Source organism: Arthrobacter gengyunqii (genome assembly GCF_023022985.1).
GTDB lineage: Bacteria > Actinomycetota > Actinomycetes > Actinomycetales > Micrococcaceae > Arthrobacter_B > Arthrobacter_B gengyunqii.
In genome coordinates this window covers 1429580-1448991 of record NZ_CP095461.1, presented here as the reverse complement: position 1 = coordinate 1448991, position 19412 = coordinate 1429580, and the positions used below count along the sequence as shown (strand labels likewise).

The 19412-nt window shown below is 65.0% G+C and carries 16 protein-coding genes; all 16 read right to left on the bottom strand.

The genetic code is table 11. The annotated features are described in order from the left end of the window. Positions 1-93 precede the first annotated feature (93 nt). The 16 genes from dnaE to MUG94_RS06465 all read right to left on the bottom strand — a co-directional run bounded on the left by dnaE (position 94) and on the right by MUG94_RS06465 (position 19409). Positions 94-3630, bottom strand: a complete 3537-nt coding sequence (gene dnaE / locus MUG94_RS06540) for a DNA polymerase III subunit alpha (protein WP_227889370.1) — start codon at positions 3628-3630, stop codon at positions 94-96. An 85-nt stretch (positions 3631-3715) separates the two neighbouring features. Continuing rightward, a complete protein-coding gene (locus MUG94_RS06535) occupies positions 3716-4651 on the bottom strand; it encodes an RluA family pseudouridine synthase (RefSeq protein ID WP_231705284.1) in 936 nt (311 codons plus the stop codon). Beyond that, positions 4648-5277 (bottom strand): signal peptidase II, encoded by a 630-nt coding sequence (gene lspA, locus MUG94_RS06530; RefSeq protein WP_227908910.1) that lies wholly within the window; start codon positions 5275-5277, stop codon positions 4648-4650. The genes MUG94_RS06535 and lspA overlap by 4 nt, the downstream gene beginning before the upstream one ends. 141 nt (positions 5278-5418) lie before the next feature. After that, positions 5419-6135 carry a DivIVA domain-containing protein gene (locus MUG94_RS06525; RefSeq protein WP_227908911.1) on the bottom strand — a complete coding sequence of 239 codons (717 nt, stop codon included), beginning with the start codon at positions 6133-6135 and terminating at the stop codon, positions 5419-5421. 154 nt (positions 6136-6289) lie between these two features. Then, complete coding sequence (locus tag MUG94_RS06520) at positions 6290-6580, bottom strand: YggT family protein (protein WP_227889367.1); 291 nt, start codon at positions 6578-6580, stop codon at positions 6290-6292. A 66-nt stretch (positions 6581-6646) separates the two neighbouring features. After that, positions 6647-7234 (bottom strand): cell division protein SepF, encoded by a 588-nt coding sequence (locus MUG94_RS06515; RefSeq protein WP_227908914.1) that lies wholly within the window; start codon positions 7232-7234, stop codon positions 6647-6649. Positions 7235-7307: 73 nt separating this feature from the next. Further along, entirely contained in the window at positions 7308-8084 is a 777-nt protein-coding gene (locus tag MUG94_RS06510; protein ID WP_227908916.1) for a YggS family pyridoxal phosphate enzyme, read from the bottom strand. A 67-nt stretch (positions 8085-8151) separates the two neighbouring features. After that, positions 8152-8874 carry a purine nucleoside phosphorylase YfiH/LACC1 family protein gene (locus MUG94_RS06505; protein WP_227908918.1) on the bottom strand — a complete coding sequence of 241 codons (723 nt, stop codon included), beginning with the start codon at positions 8872-8874 and terminating at the stop codon, positions 8152-8154. 53 nt (positions 8875-8927) lie between these two features. Continuing rightward, positions 8928-10124, bottom strand: coding sequence for a cell division protein FtsZ (gene ftsZ / locus MUG94_RS06500; RefSeq protein ID WP_227889363.1), 1197 nt, complete (start codon positions 10122-10124; stop codon positions 8928-8930). A gap of 228 nt (positions 10125-10352) precedes the next feature. Beyond that, entirely contained in the window at positions 10353-11288 is a 936-nt protein-coding gene (locus MUG94_RS06495) for a cell division protein FtsQ/DivIB (protein WP_227908920.1), read from the bottom strand. Next, positions 11281-12735, bottom strand: a complete 1455-nt coding sequence (murC, locus tag MUG94_RS06490) for a UDP-N-acetylmuramate--L-alanine ligase (protein WP_227908923.1) — start codon at positions 12733-12735, stop codon at positions 11281-11283. Before murC ends, MUG94_RS06495 begins: the two co-directional genes overlap by 8 nt. Further along, complete coding sequence (murG, locus tag MUG94_RS06485; RefSeq protein ID WP_227908925.1) at positions 12732-13841, bottom strand: undecaprenyldiphospho-muramoylpentapeptide beta-N-acetylglucosaminyltransferase; 1110 nt, start codon at positions 13839-13841, stop codon at positions 12732-12734. The genes murC and murG overlap by 4 nt, the downstream gene beginning before the upstream one ends. Next, complete coding sequence (gene ftsW, locus MUG94_RS06480; RefSeq protein WP_227908927.1) at positions 13838-15223, bottom strand: putative lipid II flippase FtsW; 1386 nt, start codon at positions 15221-15223, stop codon at positions 13838-13840. The genes murG and ftsW overlap by 4 nt, the downstream gene beginning before the upstream one ends. After that, positions 15224-16801, bottom strand: coding sequence for a UDP-N-acetylmuramoyl-L-alanine--D-glutamate ligase (gene murD, locus MUG94_RS06475; RefSeq protein WP_227908929.1), 1578 nt, complete (start codon positions 16799-16801; stop codon positions 15224-15226). Next, positions 16783-17886 (bottom strand): phospho-N-acetylmuramoyl-pentapeptide-transferase, encoded by a 1104-nt coding sequence (gene mraY / locus MUG94_RS06470; protein WP_227889357.1) that lies wholly within the window; start codon positions 17884-17886, stop codon positions 16783-16785. Before mraY ends, murD begins: the two co-directional genes overlap by 19 nt. Further along, complete coding sequence (locus tag MUG94_RS06465; protein ID WP_227908930.1) at positions 17886-19409, bottom strand: UDP-N-acetylmuramoyl-tripeptide--D-alanyl-D-alanine ligase; 1524 nt, start codon at positions 19407-19409, stop codon at positions 17886-17888. Before MUG94_RS06465 ends, mraY begins: the two co-directional genes overlap by 1 nt. Between the last annotated feature and the right edge of the window lie 3 nt (positions 19410-19412).

Here is a 19412-nt window from a genome sequence, read left to right as displayed (position 1 = left end):
AGGTCGATCGTACGGAAGGACGTGTTAACGGCTGCGGGGATGGATGAAGTCACGGGTCCATTCTACTGCCCCACCCGCCCCGCCGCCGCTTTGCTACACGTCCAGGCAGGCCGGACCCAGCAGCACCTTCAGGTCACCGAACAAGGACGGCGTGGGGTTCACCCGCAGGTCAACGCCCAGCTTCATGACTTCAACCGTCCGTGACCCATTGAGGCGGATCTGCACCTCCGACGTTCCCGGGTGGGTCCGGAGGACATCCCCGAGCTGCGTGACCACCGTTTCCGTAGCCTTGTAGGTCGCCATGGAAATCACCACCGGACCGGAATGACCCTCGCTCAGGTCCGGAACGGTGAGTTCCTGGGCGTTCAGGGTCACGGCGCCGTCGTCGCGGCGCTGGAGCCTGCCGCGGACCACCACAATGAGGTCCTCGGCCAGCACGGCGGCAATCGGACCGTAGACCTGGCCGAAGAACATGACCTCCATGGAGCCGGCCAGATCCTCAATCTCACAGCGGGCGTAGGCGTTGCCGCTGTTCTTGGCGATCCTGCGCTGCAGCGAGGTGATCATGCCGGCGATGGTGACAATGGCGCCGTCGGGCGGGCCTTCCTCCCCCACGATGTTGGTGATGGAGGAATCCGCGTGCTGGCTCAGGATGCCCTCGAGGCCCTGCAGCGGATGGTCGGACACATACAGGCCCAGCATGTCGCGCTCGAAGGAGAGCTTGTCCTTCTTCTCCCACTCGGGCAGGTCCGGAATCTCGATGCTGATCGAGTCCTCCGGCTCCTGGTCGGCAATGGCGGCAAAGAGGTCGAACTGGCCCACGGCTTCGTTGCGCTTGAGCACGACGACGGAGTCGATCGCTTCTTCGTGGATCATTGCCAGCGGACGCCGGGCGTGGCCCATGGAGTCAAAGGCTCCGGCCTTGATCAGCGATTCAATGGTGCGCTTGTTGCAGACCACCGCCGGGACCTTCATCAGGAAGTCCTTGAAGTTGGTGAACGCACCCTTTTCCTCGCGGGCGGACACCATGGACTGCACCACGTTGGCGCCCACGTTGCGGATGGCACCCATGCCAAAGCGGATGTCCTTGCCTACGGGAGTGAAGTTCACGCTGGACTCGTTGACGTCCGGCGGCAGCACCGTGATGCCCATCTTGCGGCATTCGTTCAGGTACATGGCCAGCTTGTCCTTGTCATCACCGACCGAGGTGAGCAGGGCAGCCATGTATTCCGCGGGATACTGCGCCTTCAGGTACGCGGTCCAGTAGGACACCACACCATAGGCGGCCGAGTGCGCCTTGTTGAAGGCGTAGTCGGAGAACGGCAGCAGAATGTCCCAGAGGGCCTTGATGGCTGCCTCGGAGTAGCCGCGGTCGATCATGCCCTGATGGAAGCCGGCGTACTGCTTGTCCAGCTCCGACTTCTTTTTCTTACCCATGGCGCGGCGCAGGATGTCTGCCTGTCCGAGGCTGAACCCGGCCACCTTCTGGGCGATGGCCATCACCTGCTCCTGATAGACAATCAGGCCGTAGGTGGTGCCCAGAATCTCCGCCAGGGGCTCCTCGAGCTCCGGGTGGATTGGAGTGATTTCCTGCTGCCCGGTTTTGCGCAGGGCATAGTTGGTGTGCGAGTTCGCACCCATGGGGCCCGGACGGTACAGGGCGATGACGGCGGAAATGTCTTCGAAGTTGTCCGGACGCATGCTCTTGAGCAGCGACCGCATGGGCCCGCCGTCCAGCTGGAACACGCCGAGGGTGTCGCCGCTGGCCAGAAGATCGTAGGCCTCCTTCAGATCCAGCGGCAGGTCTTCCAGGACCAGGTCCTCGCCCCGGTTGTTCTTGATGTTCTCCACGGCGTCGGAGACGATCGTCAGGTTTCGCAGGCCCAAGAAGTCCATCTTGATCAGCCCCAGGCCTTCGCAGGTGGGGTAGTCGAACTGCGTAATGACCTGCCCGTCCTGCTCGCGGCGCATGATCGGGACAATGTCGATCAGCGGGTCGGAGGACATGATCACGCCGGCAGCGTGCACGCCCCACTGGCGCTTGAGGCCTTCCAGTCCGAGCGCGGTATCGAAGACACGCTGCGAGTCGGGATCGGTGCGCAGCAGTTCGCGCAGCTCTTCGGCCTCGCCGTAGCGCTTGGCTTCCTTGTTGTGGACATCCTGCAGGGACAGGCCCTTGCCCATGACATCCGGCGGCATGGCCTTCGTCAGGCGCTCTCCCACGGAGAACGGATAACCCATGACACGCGATGAGTCCTTCAGCGCCTGCTTGGCCTTGATGGTGCCGTAAGTGACGATCATGGCCACGCGCTCGTCACCGTACTTCTCGGTGACGTAGTGGATCACCTCGGAGCGGCGCCTATCATCGAAGTCAACGTCGAAGTCAGGCATGGAGACGCGGTCCGGGTTCAGGAAGCGCTCGAAGATCAGGCCGTGCTGCAGCGGATCGAGATCGGTGATGCGCATGGCGTAAGCGGCCATGGAACCGGCACCGGAGCCGCGGCCCGGGCCCACCCGGATGCCGTTTTCCTTGGCCCAGTTGATGAAGTCGGCCACCACCAGGAAGTAGCCCGGGAAACCCATCTGGGCGATGATGCCCACTTCATAGTCGGCGCGCTTGCGGACAGCATCGGGAATGCCGGCCGGGTAGCGGTAATGCAGGCCCTTTTCGACTTCCTTGACGAACCAGGATTCCTCGTTTTCCCCTTCGGGGGTGGGGAACCGCGGCATGTAGTTGGCTTTGGTGTTGAATTCCACGTCGCACCGCTCGGCAATGAGCAGCGTGTTGTCGCAGGCGTCCGGGTAGTCGCGGAAGATAGCCCGCATTTCCGCCGGGGACTTCAGGTAGAACTCGTCGGCGTCGAACTTGAAGCGCTTGGGGTCCGCCAGGGAGGAGCCGGACTGCACGCACAGCAGCGCGGCGTGCGCGGAGGCGTCTTCAGCGTGTGTGTAGTGCAGGTCATTGGTGGCAACCAGCGGCAACTGCAGCTCGCGGGCCAGCTTGATCAGGTCCGCATGGACATTGCGCTCGATGTCCAGGCCGTGGTCCATCAGCTCGCAGAAGAAGTTGTCTTTCCCGAAAATGTCCCGGAAGTCCGAGGCGGCCTGGACGGCTTCCTTGTACAGGCCCAAGCGCAGCTTGGTCTGGACCTCGCCGGAGGGACAGCCGGTGGTGGCGATGAGGCCTTTGCCGTAGGTCTGCAGCAGGTCGCGGTCCATGCGCGGCTTGTAGAGGAAGCCTTCAAGGGAGGCCAGGGAGGACATCCGGAAGAGGTTGTGCATGCCCTCGGTGGTTTCGGCCCACATGGTCATGTGCGTGTAGGCGCCGGCGCCGGAGACGTCGTTGCGGCCGCCGTCACCCCACTTCACGCGGGTCTTGTCAGCCCGTGCGGTTCCCGGCGTCAGGTAGGCTTCGACGCCGACAATCGGCTTGATCCCTGCGTTACGTGCCTTGTTCCAGAAATCGAAGGCTCCGAACACGAATCCGTGGTCCGTGGTTGCCACGGCGTTCATGCCGAGTTCCTCGGCATGGCTGAAGAGGTCCGTCAGGCGGGCCGCCCCGTCCAGCATGGAGTACTCGGTGTGGTTGTGAAGATGGACAAACGATTTCGAAGAAGTTGCTGAAGCCACCGAACTATTCTAGGCCGAGCTAAAGCGGAGGCCGGACGGCACGCCGCCGTCCGGCCGACGGTCTCGTCACTTCCGTCCGCGTGCCTCAGACATCGCCGCGCTGCAGGGCGTCCAGTGCATACTGCAGGTCCTGGGGATATTCGCTGACAACTTCCACGCGTTCACCGGTTCCCGGGTGCGCAAACGCCAGCTTCCGGGCATGCAGCCACTGCCGGGTCAGGCCCAGCTCGGCTGCCAGTTTGGCCTCGGCGCCGTAGGTGAGATCTCCGGCACAGGGGTGCTTGAGTGCGGAGAAGTGCACACGGATCTGGTGGGTGCGGCCGGTCTCCAGGTGCACTTCCACCAGGGAAGCCTTGCCGAACGCCTCAAGCACTTCATAGTGCGTGACGGAGGGCCGTCCACCCTCCAGCACGGCGAACCGCCAGTCATAGGAAGGATGGCGGCCGATCGGTGCGTCGATGGTTCCGCGCAGCGGATCCGGCAGGCCCTGGACCACGGCGTGGTACATCTTCTCCACGGTGCGTTCCTTGAAGGCCTGCTTCAGCAGCGTGTAGGCGTGCTCTGTCTTGGCCACCACCATGGCTCCCGAGGTGCCCACGTCCAGGCGGTGGACGATGCCCTGCCGCTCGGGTGCGCCGGAGGTGGAAATGCGGTAGCCGGCAGCTGCCAGTCCGCCCACCACTGTGGGTCCTACCCAACCGGGAGAGGGATGGGCAGCAACCCCGACGGGCTTGTCGATGACGACGAAATGGTCGTCGTCGGCCAGGATCTTCAGCCCCTCCACCGGTTCGACGACGACGGCGAGCGGGTCACGCTGCTCGGGGATGTCAACGGTCACCCGGTCTCCGGCGGTGAGGCGGTCGGACTTGCCCAGCGGCCGGCCGTTCATGCTGAAGTAGCCGTCCGTAAACCAGGTGGCGGCGGTGGAGCGTGAGACATCCAGCAGTTTGGCCAGGACAGCGTCGGCGCGGCCGCCGTCGGCCTCGTCCGGGATTTGCAGGACGGTGTGGATCTCGTTCATTGGTTTTCTTCGCCGTTCTTCATATCTTTGGTGCCGGTTTGCTTGTTGGTGCCGGCTTCCTTCGCTGTGTCCGAAGGGGTCTGTGCTCCGTCCAGGCCCACTCCCCGCAGTGTGAGCAGGCAGACGAGGATTACGCCGGAGACCACACAGGTGTCCGCAATGTTGAAAATTGCGAAGTTGGGCAGGGCGATGAAGTCCACCACATGACCCTGCCCAAACGACGGCTCACGGAACAGCCGGTCCGTGAGGTTGCCCGCTGCCCCGCCCAGGACCAGGCCCAGGGCAACAGCCCAGGACACGGAGCGGACCTTGAGCATGAGGTACACCAGGAAACCGCACACGCCCGCCATGATGATGGTGAACACCCACGTGTAGTCCGTGCCGATGGAAAAGGCGGCCCCCGGGTTGAGGATGTAGTGCCAGCGCAGCAGCGGCGGCAGCACGTCCGTAACCTGGCCAAGGGTCATGGTGGACTCGACCCACCATTTGGTGAGCTGGTCGATTCCCAGTCCCAGCACTGCACAGGCGGCCATGATCAGGGCATATCCGGACCATGCCGGCCGCACGTGCTCGCCGCCGCTGCCGGCGTCTCTCGCGGACACGGGTTCCTCAGAAGATTTAGTCATGGTGCTTTCGTTGGTCGTGGACCCTCGCAGGGACCCCGGAGCTGCCAAAACAATGGGCCGGCCAGCCGGGGCATCCCGGCCAGCCGGCCCTTGCTTTATTTCAGTTTAGTGCACCTGTGAGGTGCCACGGAGCCGTTCGCGTTATGCGTCGGCAGTCTCCGAGGCAACGGATCCACGGGCGTCGAGGTCGCGCAGCTGGCCTTCGATGTAGGCCTTCAGGCGTGAACGGTAGTCGCGCTCGAAGCCGCGCAGCTGCTCCACCTTGCGCTCCAGAACAGCCTTCTGCTGTTCCAGGTTGCTGAGGATCTTGCGGCTCTTGTCCTGGGCTTCGCTGACGAGTCCGCTGGCTTCCATCTGTGCTTCTGCGATGATCTTGTCGCGCTGCTCAACACCGGCACCAACGTAGTCGTCGTGCATCTTCTGGGCCATGGCCAGGATGCCTGCGGCGGTTTCGGTGTTGCTGGCTGCATTCGCCGGGGCGGGTGCAGCGGCGGCGGGGGCCGGAGCGGCCGGAGCTGCTGCGGCCGGAGCAGCAGCCTTGGGCTCTTCGACCTTGGCTGCGGGAGCCTTCGGCTCCTCGGCCTTGACCGGTTCGGGCTTCTTTTCTTCCTTTACCGGTGCCGTGACCTGTTCGGTCTTGGCAGCGGCGGAAACCGGAGCGGGAACGGATCCTTCGCCCGACTTGCCGGCAACGCAATCTGCGAGCTGCGTACGCAGGTCTGCATTTTCTGCGTTCAGGCGCCGAAGCTCAATGACGATCTCGTCGAGAAAGTCATCAACCTCATCCTGGTCGTAGCCTTCACGGAACTTGGTCGGCTGGAACCGCTTATTGACAACATCTTCTGGCGTCAGAGCCATCTGGTCACCTCACACTGGTTATAAGATTCGCCTGCGAGTCAAGCAGACGGTTCTACGTACAGAATATCGAACATAAAAATCTAAGGGGTCTTATTCTTTTTCACAGTATATCTTCCGGAGAAGGAACACTAACCGGCCCCGGATGCCTCAACGCCTAGAACAGGGCGCCGGCGACGATCTGCTTCACGATGGCAACAAGGATGAACAGCACGATGAAGGCCAGATCAAGCGAGATTCCTCCCAGCCGCAGCGGAGGAATGAACCTCCGCAGGAGCCGGATCGGAGGATCGGTGGCCCCATAGATCACTGATGCAAGCACCAGGGCGGGGCCCTTCGGACGCCATTGGCGGGCGAAGATCTGGACCGCGTCGTAAACAATCCTCAGGAACAGAGCAAACTGAAAGAGCACCAGCAGCACATACAGCAGGGCAAAAATAATACTCACGCGTGTTGTTTCGTTTCCGGGGAGTCTGTAGCGATCCGCAGGGACCCCGCTGCTGCGGGCATGCGGTCAGCTCTGGTTGAAGAATGCCGACTGGGATTCACTGACTTTTTTGTCATCCCCCAGCACCTCCACATAGGAAGGCGACAGGAGGAAGACCTTGTTGGTCACGCGCTCAATGCTACCGCGCAGGCCAAAGACAAGGCCAGCAGAGAAATCGACCAGGCGCTTGGCGTCCGCTTCACCCATGTCGGTGACATTCATGATCACGGGAATCCCGTCCCGGAAGCTCTCCCCAATGATCTTGGCGTCGTTGTAGGAACGGGGGTGAACGGTGGTGATCTGGCGCAAGCCAGCCACTTCCTCTCGGGATGACGGCGCGCGCTTGATCGGCGTCACGGGTGCTCGGTATTCTTCGACGGCGGTGCGGACCACGGGTGCCGGGGCCTGCTCGGCGTCGCGGTCGGACCGCTCGGTGCGGTCGGTCCGGTCGGAACGCTCTGACCGGTCGGAACGCTCGGGGCGCTCGTATTCCGGGGTGTATTCCTCGGCGCTGCGCACCGGGGCATCCCGCTGGCTTTTCTGCTCAGACTCGTAGGGCTCTTCACCGTCGGCGAGCCCAAGGTAGATCATTGTCCTGCGCATTGCGCCAGCCATGGTTGCTCCTTCTAGAACTTCAGCGCCGTAGCACTTGTCCCTCGCCAAATGAGAGACTTTCCTGCAATAGACGCTACCGCACCGGGGGCCGGGGCCCGAGAATATCGGAACCGATCCTCAGGTGTGTCGCCCCGTGCTGCAGCGCTGCTTCCAGGTCCCCGCTCATCCCGGCGGAGATCCCGGTTGCCCCGGGATGGGCCTTTTGGAGGTTCCCGGACAGCCCCGCCAGCTTGGCGAACGCCTCCTGCGGATCGGCGCCCAAAGGGGCCACTGCCATGACCCCGGCAAGGCGGAGACCGGGCGTTGCCGCTGCAGCTTCGGCCAGATCAGGCAGCTCCCGGGGCAGCGCTCCCCCGCGGGCTGCGCCGGTCCCTGCGCCTCCACCGGAAGATCCCGCTGCGGGTGTCTGCTCCCGCAGATCCACCTGCAAAAACACGTCCAGGTCAGCTCTGGGCTGCACCCCAGCCTCCGTACGGCGCGATTGTTCAGCAGCCATGGCTTTGCCAAGGGCTGTGACCAGCGAGAGCCGGTCCACTGAATGCACGGCGGCAGCGTAACGGACCACGGATTTGGCCTTGTTGCTTTGCAGCTGGCCGATGAAATGCCAGTTCAGACCCTGAGCCTGAACCGACGATGCTTTTGCAGCAGCCTCCTGATCCTTGTTCTCCCCCACCTCGGTGACTCCGAGTGCGGCCAGGAGTTCGACGTCACTGGCCGGAAAGTACTTCGTCACCACTATGAGGGTTGGCTCGGCGGGACCGGCAACCGCTGACCGGATGCGGGTGCGCACCCGCTGCAGCCGTGCCGTAAGCTCGGCGGACCGTTCGGCGGGGGTAATGCTGGCAGTCATGGGTACTCCTTGTATCAAGCAGGCATTTAGGCAGGCATGTGCTGCGCGCAGCCGGGGACCCGGACCGTCAGCGCCGCCAGATCAGTCCGGCGAACCGTCCCGCACTGCTGCTGCGGCGGTGCGAGTAAAGATCGCCGGATTCAAGGGTGCAGCCGGGGAGCCGGACGACGTCGACCCCCAGGGCTTCCAGCTGTGTCCGGGCACCGGCGGGAAGGTCCAGGGCAGGAGTTCCCCAGCGGGTGGTCGAGCGCAGTTCCGGCATCAGCTCGGCCGCCTCCCGTTGCATTGCTGCGGGAACCTCATAGCACTCTCCGCAGACCGACGGTCCAATCCAGGCGCGCAGGCTTGAAGCTCCGGCCGCACGCATGTCCTGCACGGTGTTGGCGAGAATGCCGTCGAGCAGCCCCCGGCGTCCGGCGTGGGCAACAGCCGTCACCACCCCGGCACTGTTCCGCCCGGCCAGCACCACGGGCACACAGTCGGCAACCATGACCGCCAGCGGTACAGACCCGTCCGGGCTCACCATGGCGTCAGCCGTCAGCGTGTCAGCCGTCGGCACAGCCGTTGTTCCGACCGGTCCCGACTCGGACACCCTCGCGACAGCGGCGGAATGCACCTGGTTCATAAAATGCAGCGATCCACCGGGCACGCCCATCCGCTGTTCCAGGGCCCTGCGGCGCTGAAGCACCATGGCTGGATCATCCCCGACATGCAAAGCGAGGTTGCCCGCCTCCGTATTGGTGAACGCGACCGTCAGGCCGTCACCGGCCTGCGTCTGCCACCAAAACATTGTCGAACAACCTCGCTGTGTTTGCGCATCCAGGCTGCTGCCCGGACCGGGTCTTACTTCAGGAAGTCGGGGACATCCAGGTCATCGTTGCGGCCCGTGGACAGATCCGACTCCACGACGGCGGGCAGGTCCACATCGAAACCGGCATCGGCCGGAACGTCGCTGTGCTGCGTCGAGCGCTGCGACCATGCCGACAGCCCTGCCGAAGCAGGCGCAGCAGCCGCGTAGCCGCCGACGGCCGGCGCGGCGACCGGCGGTGCGGCAGGCTCGGCAGGCTTGTGCGAAACCGGCTGCGAGGTGACATCCACCTGGTCGAAACCGGCGGCAATGACCGTGACGCGTGCTTCGTCGCCCAGGGCGTCGTCAATGACGGCACCGAAGATGATGTTGGCTTCGGGGTGGGCCACTTCCTGGACCAGGCGTGCGGCCTCGTTGATCTCGAACAGGCCGAGGTCGGAGCCGCCCTGGATGGAGAGCAGGACGCCGTGGGCGCCGTCGATGGAGGCTTCCAGCAGAGGAGACGCTATGGCCAGCTCGGCCGCCTTGACGGCGCGGTCCTCTCCCCGTGCCGAACCGATGCCCATGAGTGCCGAACCGGCACCCTGCATGACGGACTTCACGTCGGCAAAGTCGAGGTTGATCAGGCCCGGGGTGGTGATCAGGTCGGTGATGCCCTGGACACCGGAGAGCAGCACCTGGTCTGCCGAGCGGAAGGCGTCCAGCATGGACACGTTCCGGTCGCTGATGGAGAGCAGTCGGTCATTCGGAATGACGATGAGCGTATCGACTTCGTCGCGAAGCGTGTCGATGCCGGACTCTGCCTGGTTGGAGCGGCGGCGGCCTTCGAAGGTGAAGGGACGAGTCACCACACCGATGGTCAGGGCGCCAAGGGACCGGGCGATGCGGGCCACGACGGGCGCGCCGCCGGTGCCGGTGCCGCCGCCTTCGCCTGCGGTCACGAAGACCATGTCCGCTCCGCGCAGGACTTCCTCGATCTCTTCAGCGTGGTCCTCGGCAGCCTTGCGGCCCACCTCGGGGTCCGCGCCGGCGCCGAGGCCACGCGTCAGCTCACGGCCGACATCGAGCTTCACGTCGGCGTCGCTCATCAGCAGCGCCTGCGCATCGGTGTTGATGGCGATGAACTCCACGCCTCGGAGTCCAACGTCAATCATCCGGTTTACGGCGTTCACGCCACCGCCGCCGATGCCGACGACCTTGATGACGGCCAAGTAATTCTGCGGTGCTGCCACGTCCTGTGTCCCTTGTTCGAATCTGTGCAACTGATCATTGGGTGGCCGGAAAGCTCCGGCCGAAAACCTTGAACCTGACCTGCAACCTTTTCCCAGAAACCCTAAGGTTCTAGTTGAAGGTTATAGTTATGTCAAGTAATGCTCTACCAGTGACGCTATGGGGCGAAAACTGGTTCTGCAATTACCTCTGCCGCGTGTCGGATTTTTCTTTCCCTGAGGAGGGAAATATCACCGTGTCACCGGCGCGGTTGGCGTGCTGACGTCAAACACGCCGATCGGCGGGTCCTTGGGCGGCATCAGCAGCAGTGCTTCCAAGGCACGCGCCTTGGCCACATTGGATTCGGCGCTCCCCCAGAATACCGTCTGCCCGTTGAGGAGCTTGAGCTCCACCGAATCGATGGAGGACGCCGAGGCGTGGTCCAACTGCGCGAGCACGTTTTCGGGCAGCACCGACAGGACCGAGGTCACCGTGCTGAACACCGCGCTGTTCACTGCCTCGCTGCCGCCGTCAATCAGCGGGAGCCTCGCCTCGGCCTGGTTCGCCGCCGTGCCGATCACCAGGCCATCCTGATCAATCAGAGACAAGACATCGCCGGTCTGCAGGACCGCCACCGGCACCCGTTCCGTTATGGTCACCACGATCTCGGACGGGGGCAGCGCCACCACGTCGACGTCTGCCACCTCCGGCCGGTCTGCCAAGAGGCCGGCGACGTCGTCATCGGCGATGGTGGTCAGCGGCCGGCCCACGAGCGGCTGCAGGGCACGCTGCACCTGCTCGGTGGGCAGCAGCGAGTTGCCCTGGACCGTCACCGTCTTCAGCGCAAGCGCCGGGGAAAGAAACAGAAAAGCGAGGAACGCACCGAGCAGCACGAAAACTGACACAGCGGAAATGATCAGCCACCTCCGGCGCCTTCTGGCGGGCGGTTCGGGAAAGGCCAGCACCGTGGCCGTCACCGTGTCGCCAAGCTCCGCGTCCCGTTCTCCCCGGTTGCGGCCGCCGGCAGCATCAACGGGACCTGACGGTCCGCCGGCACCCCGGTGGGACCTCCCGCTCCGGGGGATGAAGTCGCCGTGCCCGGAGGAGCGCCGGCTGTCCCTGCCATGCCCCCGGCCCGCTTGGCGCCCGGGATCAACCTCGGGACGGCGTGGTTTTCTGCTACCCACGGAGTCCCTTCCGCAGCACCGGCTGTGCCGCGGCCGTCTCCGGTTCGGCGTCTTCATGGTCCGTCCGGGCCAGTTCCTGCACCAGGGCAGCGCCGTATTGGGTGACGTCCCCGGCTCCCACCGTCAGGATGATGTCCCCGGCTGCGGCGCGCCGGCAGATATCCTGCACGGCCCGGCCGGCGTCGGGGGCATAACCGCCGGGCCGGTTCACCTTGGAGGCAATGATCTCGCTGGTGACACCGGGCACGGGATCCTCCCGCGCGGCATAGATGTCCAGCACCGTGGCACTGTCGGCACGTTCCAGTGCGGCAGCGAATTCGCCGGCAAATGCCAGCGTCCGGCTGAACAGGTGCGGCTGGAACAGTACGTGAACGCGGTGGTCCCCGGCGACGGTGCGCGCCGCATCCAACGCGGCCTCCAGTTCAGTGGGGTGATGCGCGTAGTCATCGAACACCCGCACGCCGCGGACCGCGCCTTTGGCTTCAAACCGGCGGGCGGCGCCGGAAAACACTGACAGGCCGGCCGCGGCCAGGGCGGGATCCACTCCCAGTCCCAGTCCCACGGTGAAGGCGGCAGCCGCGTTGCGGATGTTGTGTGCTCCGGGGACCAGGAGCCGCAGTTCCTGCTCGCATTCCAGCCCGTCCAGGCTGAAGCGGAGCACTGACACCGATCCGCTGGCCAGCGGACGGGTGTCGGTGATCCGGATGTCGGCGGTCTCGCTGTAGCCGTAGGTGCGCACCCGTGCGACACCCGAGCGGCGCACCACGTCAGCCGCGCCGGGATCGTCGGCACAGGCGACCAGCAGGCCGTCTGCCGGCAGCAGCCGGACAAACCGGTCGAAGGATTCGAAGACCGCTTCCTCGGTGCCGTAATGGTCCAGGTGATCGGCCTCAACGTTGGTGATAACGGAAATCTGCGGGAGGTAGTTCAGGAAAGACCCGTCGGACTCGTCGGCTTCAGCGACAAACACGTCGCCGCTGCCGAAGGCAGCATTCACGCCCAGTGCCGCCACGTCGCCGCCAATGGCGAAAGAGGGATCCAGTCCGGCTTCACGCAGCAGCACGGTCACCATGGCAGTGGTGGTGGTTTTACCGTGGGTTCCGGCGACCGCCACCACGTCCTGGGTGCCCATGGCTGCTGCCAGCGCCTCGGACCGGTGGATAACCCGCAGGCCCATGTTCCTGGCCGCGGCGAGTTCAGGGTTGGCGGGTCGGATTGCCGTGGAAACCACCACAGTGTCCACGTCCCGCACGTTGGCGGCTTTTTGGCCCACGAACACTGTGGCGCCGAGGGTCTCCAAGGCACGCAGGCCGGCCGAGTCACGGGAATCCGAGCCGGACACTTTGACGCCTCGCCCGATCATTACCCGGGCCACGGCGGACATGCCGGCGCCCCCCAGCCCAATGAAGTGCACCCGGCCGAGGTCCGAAAGATTCAGGGTGCTCATGCGCGTGACCTTACCTTTGCGTCGAGGATAAATTCCGCCATCCGGCGGTCCGCGTCACGGATGCCCTGCGCTGACGAAGCGGCCGACATGGCATCCAGGGCCGCGGGATCGGCCAGCAAAGGTATCAGCCTGTCCGATATCCACTGCGCTGTGAAGAGTGAATCCAAAACAACCAGCGCTCCCCCGGCAGCCACCAGCCCGGCGGCATTCAGCGCCTGTTCGCCGTTGCCGTGCGGCAGCGGCACCAGGACGGCCGGCAGGCCAACGGCGCTGATTTCACAGACGGTGCCGGCGCCGGAGCGTGCAAGCAGCAGATCCGCAGCTGCGTAGGCCTGCTCCATCCCGTCCACATATTCGACCTGCCGGTAGAGCGGAGCAGCAAGGGGCGCGCCCTTTGACGTCAGCAGCTCCTTGCCCCGTCCGGTGATGTGCAGGGTCTGGACGCCCGCCTCGGCGAGGGCAGGAAGTGCCGCTTCCACCGCACGGTTGATGCTGGCCGCTCCGGACGAGCCGCCGGTGACCACCAGGGTGGGACGGTCCGGAGACAGGCCCAGGGCGGCGCGTGCGCCGTCGCGCTCCCGGCGCCGGTCCAGTCCGGAAATCTCGCGGCGCATGGGCATGCCCACCAGCTGCGCACCGGGCAGCTTCGTTTCGGCGAAGGCCGTGCCCACGACGTCGGCAAACCGGGCTCCCACGCGGTTGGCCAGCCCGGGGCGGGCATTGGCCTCGTGCACGATGATCGGCAGCTTCCGCCGGCGGGCGGCGAGGTACACCGGAGTGGAAACGTATCCTCCCACGCCCACCACGACGTCGGCCTCGGCCTCGTCGAGGATCGCGCCGGCCTGGCGGACGGCATGCAGGAGCCGCCCGGGCAACCGAACCAGGTCGCTTCCCGGCTTCCGTGGCATGGGCACGCGGTCGATGACGGCCAGTTCAAATCCGGCGGCCGGAACCAGCCGGGTTTCCATTCCGGCAGCCGTGCCCACAACCTTGATGCGGGACTCGGGTGCGGACTCCCGCACAGCGCGGGCCACCGCAAGCAGCGGGCTGATGTGCCCGGCGGTGCCGCCTCCGGCGAGGACGAGGGAAAGGGGACGTTGCGTCATGGAGCTGATGGTTCACTTTCGGAAAGTTTTTGTTCTGGAATTTTACGGGCGAAGGAGAGCAGGACCCCCACAGCGGCCAGGGTGAAGGTCAGGGATGAACCGCCGTAGGAGATGAAGGGCAGGGGCACACCAATCACGGGCAGCAGTCCGGTCACCATGGCAATATTCACAAACGCCTGGCCGATGATCCAGACCAGGATGGAGCCGCAGATAATCCGGATAAACGGATCCGTGTGCCGCATGGTCATCCGGATGGTGGCCACCGCCAGGACGCTGAACAGCAGCACGATCAGCAGCGTGCCCAGCAGCCCGAACTCCTCGCCGATGATCGCGAAGATAAAGTCGTTGTGCGCTTCAGGGATCCAGCTCCACTTCTGCCGGCTCTGGCCGATGCCCACCCCAAACCAGCCGCCCGAGGCCAGCGCATACATGCCGGCATTGGCCTGGTCGCAGAGCCCGGCACCGCAGTCCTGTCCCAGCCAGGCACTGATCCGGCTGGAGCGGTTGCTGCTGACCAGGGACATCAGGACGGCTCCGGCGCCTCCCGCCGCCACCATTGCCGCAAGGAACCGCAGCGGCGCTCCGGCAAAGAACAGGGACGCGATCATGATCATTGCCATGATGATGACCGTGCCGAGGTCCTTGCCGATGAGGACCAGCCCGATCAGGATGGCCCCGCCCGGAAAGACCACCGGAACCATGGCGTGCTTCCATTCGCCCAGCAGTTTTTGCTTGGTGGACAGCACGGAGGCGAACCATACGGCCATGGCCAGCTTGGCGGCTTCGGATGGCTGGCCGCCGACCGGGCCCAGCTCAATCCAGTTCCGGTTGCCGTTGACCTCCTTGCCGATGCCGGGGATAAACACCAGGATCAGCAGTAAGAAAGCCGCCACCAGAGCCGGCCATGCCAGTTTCCGGTACGTCCGCGGGCCAAGACGGGAAAGCCCCAGCATGGCCACGATCCCCAGTGCCGCAAACAGAGCCTGCTTCATGAAGAAGCTGAACGTGCTGCCGACGGATTCCCCGGCCGAAGCGGCAATGGATTCCACGGAGGAGGCGGAAAGCACCATCATCAGACCGATGGCTGTCAGGGCCAGTGCGGCACCGAGGATGGTGTAGTAGGCGGATCCCGTCGCCTTGCGGCGGCTGCCTTCGAGCAGGATGATGCCGCGTTCCAGCAGGGAGGGTTTTTTCTCCGGGTCCGCCGCTTTCCGCGTACCCCGGCCGGAGGCCTTCCGTGCAGGAGCAGTCGGAGCAGCAGGTCCGCCCGGCTTTCCGGTCCGTGATGCGGGACCGGTGGAGACCGGGGAGGCTGTTGTGGTTGTCGGGCGCGAAGACCGGAGCACCGGTTTGCGGGGCTTCCCTGAGGACGTAGTGGCCATCTAGGGCTCCTTTGGAGTCTGCGCCTGTCCTTCCACGTACCCGCGGACGGCCTCGATGAAAGCGTCTCCGCGGTGCGCGTAGGACGCGAACTGATCCATGGACGCTGCTGCGGGCGCCATCAGGACAGTGTCTCCCGGGCGGGCTTCGGCGGCTGCGGCCGCAACAGCCAGGGCCATCACGTCCTCACCGCTGACCTCCGCGGCAGCGGCATGCTTTCCACCAGTGTGCGGCGGAACGGCATCAATCACCCGGACGCCGGGCGCGTGTCGCGCCAAAGCCGTGCGAAGGTCGGAGGAGTCCTTACCAATCAGGACCACTGAGCGGATCCGGGATGCATGGTCCCGGACCAGATCCTCGTAGTGGACCCCCTTGGAGAGTCCCCCGGCGATCCACACCACCGAGCTGAACGCCGACAGGGAGGCCGACGCCGCGTGCGGGTTGGTGGCCTTCGAGTCATTGATCCAGAAGATGTCATTCAGGCGGGCAACCGCCTGGATGCGGTGGTCTCCGGGTGCATACGCCCTCAGTCCGTCCCGCACCGCCACCGGTTCGACGCCGTAAGCCCGGACCAGGGCGGCGGCGGCCAGTGCATTGGCCACCATGTGCCGGGGAGCGTGCTCGCCCAGGTCAGCCATGGAGGCGAGTTCAGCCGCGGAATCCTTGCGCTGTTCGATGAAGGCTCGGTCCACCAGCAGGTTCTCCACCATCCCCACCATGGACACTGCCGGCATGCCGGTGGTGAAGCCGACGGCACGGCAGCCTTCGACGACGTCGGCTTCTTCGACCATGTGCTCGGTCTCAGCCTGCTCGGCGTTGTAGATGCAGGCAACGCGCGTGTTCTCGTAAATCTTGGCTTTGTCTGCCCGGTACGCCTCGTAGGAACCGTGCCAGTCCACGTGGTCTTCGGCAATGTTCAGGCACACGCTGGCCAGTGGCGACAGCGAGGAGGACCAGTGCAGCTGGAAGGAGGAAAGCTCCACGGCGAGGACGTCATAGCCCTGCGGATCCCGGATGGCGTCCAGGATGGGGGTTCCGACGTTGCCTGCGGCAATGGCCCGCAGTCCGGCGGCGCGCAGCATGCTCTCGGTCATCGACACCGTGGTGGTCTTGCCGTTGGTGCCCGTGATGGTCAGCCATTCAGCGGTCTTGCGGCCTTCGCGGATGCGGACCCGCCAGGCCAGCTCGACGTCGCCCCACACCGGGATGCCGCCGTCGGCTGCCATCCGCATCAACGGGTGCGACGGGCTGAAGCCGGGCGAGGTGACCACCAGTTCAGCCGGCTCACCCTCCACGGCGGGAAGTGCTTCGGCGTGCTCGGCACCCAGCAGGACGTCGGCTGCTCCGACAATCCGGAGGGTATCCGCCTTGGCGCGGTTTTCCTCGGTGTCCCGGGCATCCACCACCACCACGCGCGCACCCAGTTCAATCAGGGTGTCGGCGGCTGAAAACCCGGAAAGGCCGATGCCGGTGACGACGACGCGCAGTCCGCGCCAATCGGCGTCCCACGTGGTCAGTCCGTCAAGCCGGGACATTCCCGCCGCAGAGCCAGCTGTTTCGCTCAATTTCCTACCACCCATTCCGCGTAGAAGATGCCAAGGGCCACGGCCACGCACAGTCCGCCCACGATCCAGAAGCGGACCACCACGGTGACTTCGGCCCAGCCCTTGAGCTCAAAGTGGTGCTGCAGGGGCGCCATTTTGAAGACGCGTTTACCGCCGCTGATCTTGAAGTACCCCACCTGGATGATCACGGAAAGCGTGATGATCACGAAGAGGCCGGCCAGGATGACCAGGAGCAGTTCGGTGCGGGAGAGGATGGCGAAGGCGGCAATGGCGCCGCCGATGGCGAGGGATCCGGTGTCTCCCATGAAGATCTTTGCCGGGGACGTGTTCCACCACAGGAAGCCCACCAGCGCCCCGGCCAGGGCGCCGGCCAGCAGGGCCAGGTCCATCGGGTCGCGGACTTCGTAGCAGACGCTGCCGGAGCGCGGCGCACCGCAGCTCTGGTTGGACTGCCAGATCCCGATCAGGAAGTAGGCGCCGAACACCAGGATGGAGGCGCCCGCGGCGAGCCCGTCCAGGCCGTCCGCCAGGTTCACCCCGTTGGTTGTTCCCGTGATGATCAGGTTGGCCCAGAGGATGAAGAGGATGGCGCCGATCAGGGTGCCTGCGAACGCCAGGTCGATGCCGGTGTCGCGGACGAAGGAGATTTCCGTGGATGCCGGTGTCCGCCCCTGGCCGTTGGGGAAGTTCAGGGCCAGGATGGCGAAAGTGACGCCCACCAGTGTTTGGAGGATGATCTTCGCTTTGGCGTTGAGCCCCAGGCTGCGCTGGCGGGAGATCTTGGTGTAATCGTCAATGAAACCCACGAGCCCCATGCCGACCATCAGGAACAGGACCAGCAGTCCGGAAGCGGACGGCCCGAAACTGGTTGGATTTATGGCATAGCTGATGAGGTGCGTAATGAAGTAGGACGCCACCACCGAGGCCACAATGACGGCTCCGCCCATGGTGGGCGTTCCGCGCTTGGTGTGGTGCGACGTCGGTCCGTCATCCCGGACAAACTGGCCGTAGCTCTTTTTGACGAGGAAGCGGATAAACAGGGGCGTGCCGGCAAAGGCCAGGATCAGAGCCAGTGAAGACCCGATAAGCAGGGAAACCACTACTGGACGCCTCCGGCTTCCCCGGCGAGATCCGGGCTGGTGTGCTGCGGCGCGGTCGCCGGCGGCAGGACGGTGGATGGGGAGGGGGCGTTCAAAGCTATCCGATCACCGAGGTGGCGCAGGGCTGCACCGTTTGAGGATTTGAAAAGGACCAGGTCTCCGGGTTCCAGCGAGGACTCCAGGATGCGTTCGGCGTCTTCGGGGGTTTCCACGAAAACGGACTCGTCACCCCACGAGCCTTCCATGACCGCACCGGTGTGCATAGCCCGGGCTCCGGTGCCCACCACGATGAGCTGGGAGATGTTCAGGCGGACCACGTAGCGGCCGATCGCGTCATGTTCAGTCACGGAAGAGTCGCCCAGCTCAAGCATTTCGCCCAGCACGGCCCAGGTGCGCCGTCCCTGGCCCAGTTCGGCCAGGGTGCGAAGGGCTGCCCGCATGGATTCCGGGTTGGCGTTGTAGGCATCGTTGATGACGGTCACGCCGTCCGGGCGGTCGGTGCGTTCCATGCGCCAGCGGCTGGCAGCTTTCTGGCCGGACAGTCCGGCGGCGATCCGCTCGGCCGGGATTCCGGCCGCAAAAGCGGCAGCTGCGGCGGCCAGCAGATTCGCCGTGTGGTGCGCACCAATCAGGCCGGATTCCACCGGATACTCGCTTCCGTCGGGGAAACGGAGGGTAAAGACGGGCCGGCCCTGTTCATCGGTCCGGGCGTCCAGTGCCCGGACGGACGATTTGGCGCCGTGGGCTTCTTCCGGGGAGGAGGTGAAATACAGCAGCTCCACGCCGGCGCCGGCACGTTCAGCCATGGCGGCCACACGAATATCGTCGGCGTTCAGGACCGCTGTTCCGCCGGGTGCCAGGGCCTCCACCATTTCGCCCTTGGCGCGGGCAATGTTGTCCACGCCGCCGAATTCACCGGCGTGGGCTGTTCCCACGCACAGGACGACGCCGATGTCCGGCTTCACCATGGAGGCCAGGTATTCGATGTGGCCGATGCCGGTCGCACCCATCTCCATGACGAGGTAGCGGGTGCCGTAGTCCGCGCCGAAAATGGTCAGCGGAACACCCACCTCTCCGTTGTAGGAGCCCACGGGAGCCACCGTTTCACCTTCGGCCCGAAGGATCCCGGCCAGCAGGTCCTTGGTGGTGGTTTTACCGGCCGAACCCGTGATTCCGATGACCGTCAACGGCGAGGAGGCCCGCAGCCGGCGGACGATCTCCGCCGCAAGGGTGCCCATGGCCAGGACAACGTCCGGCACCAGGACTGCCGGGTGCACGGCTCCGGAGGCATCCGGGACCGGGCGTTCCACCAGGGCCAGGACGGCGCCGCGCTCAAAGGCGGCTTCCACGAAGAGGTGGCCGTCGGAGTGTTCGCCGGGTTTGGCGATGAAGAGGGACCCGGGAGATGCTTCCCGGGAATCGGTTGTGGCCGAGTTCACGATCGTCCCGGCTGCCTGTGCGGCTCCACCGATCAGTTCGCCGCCCGTAATTGCCGCTATGTCTGCTGCGCTAAGTTCAATCATGAC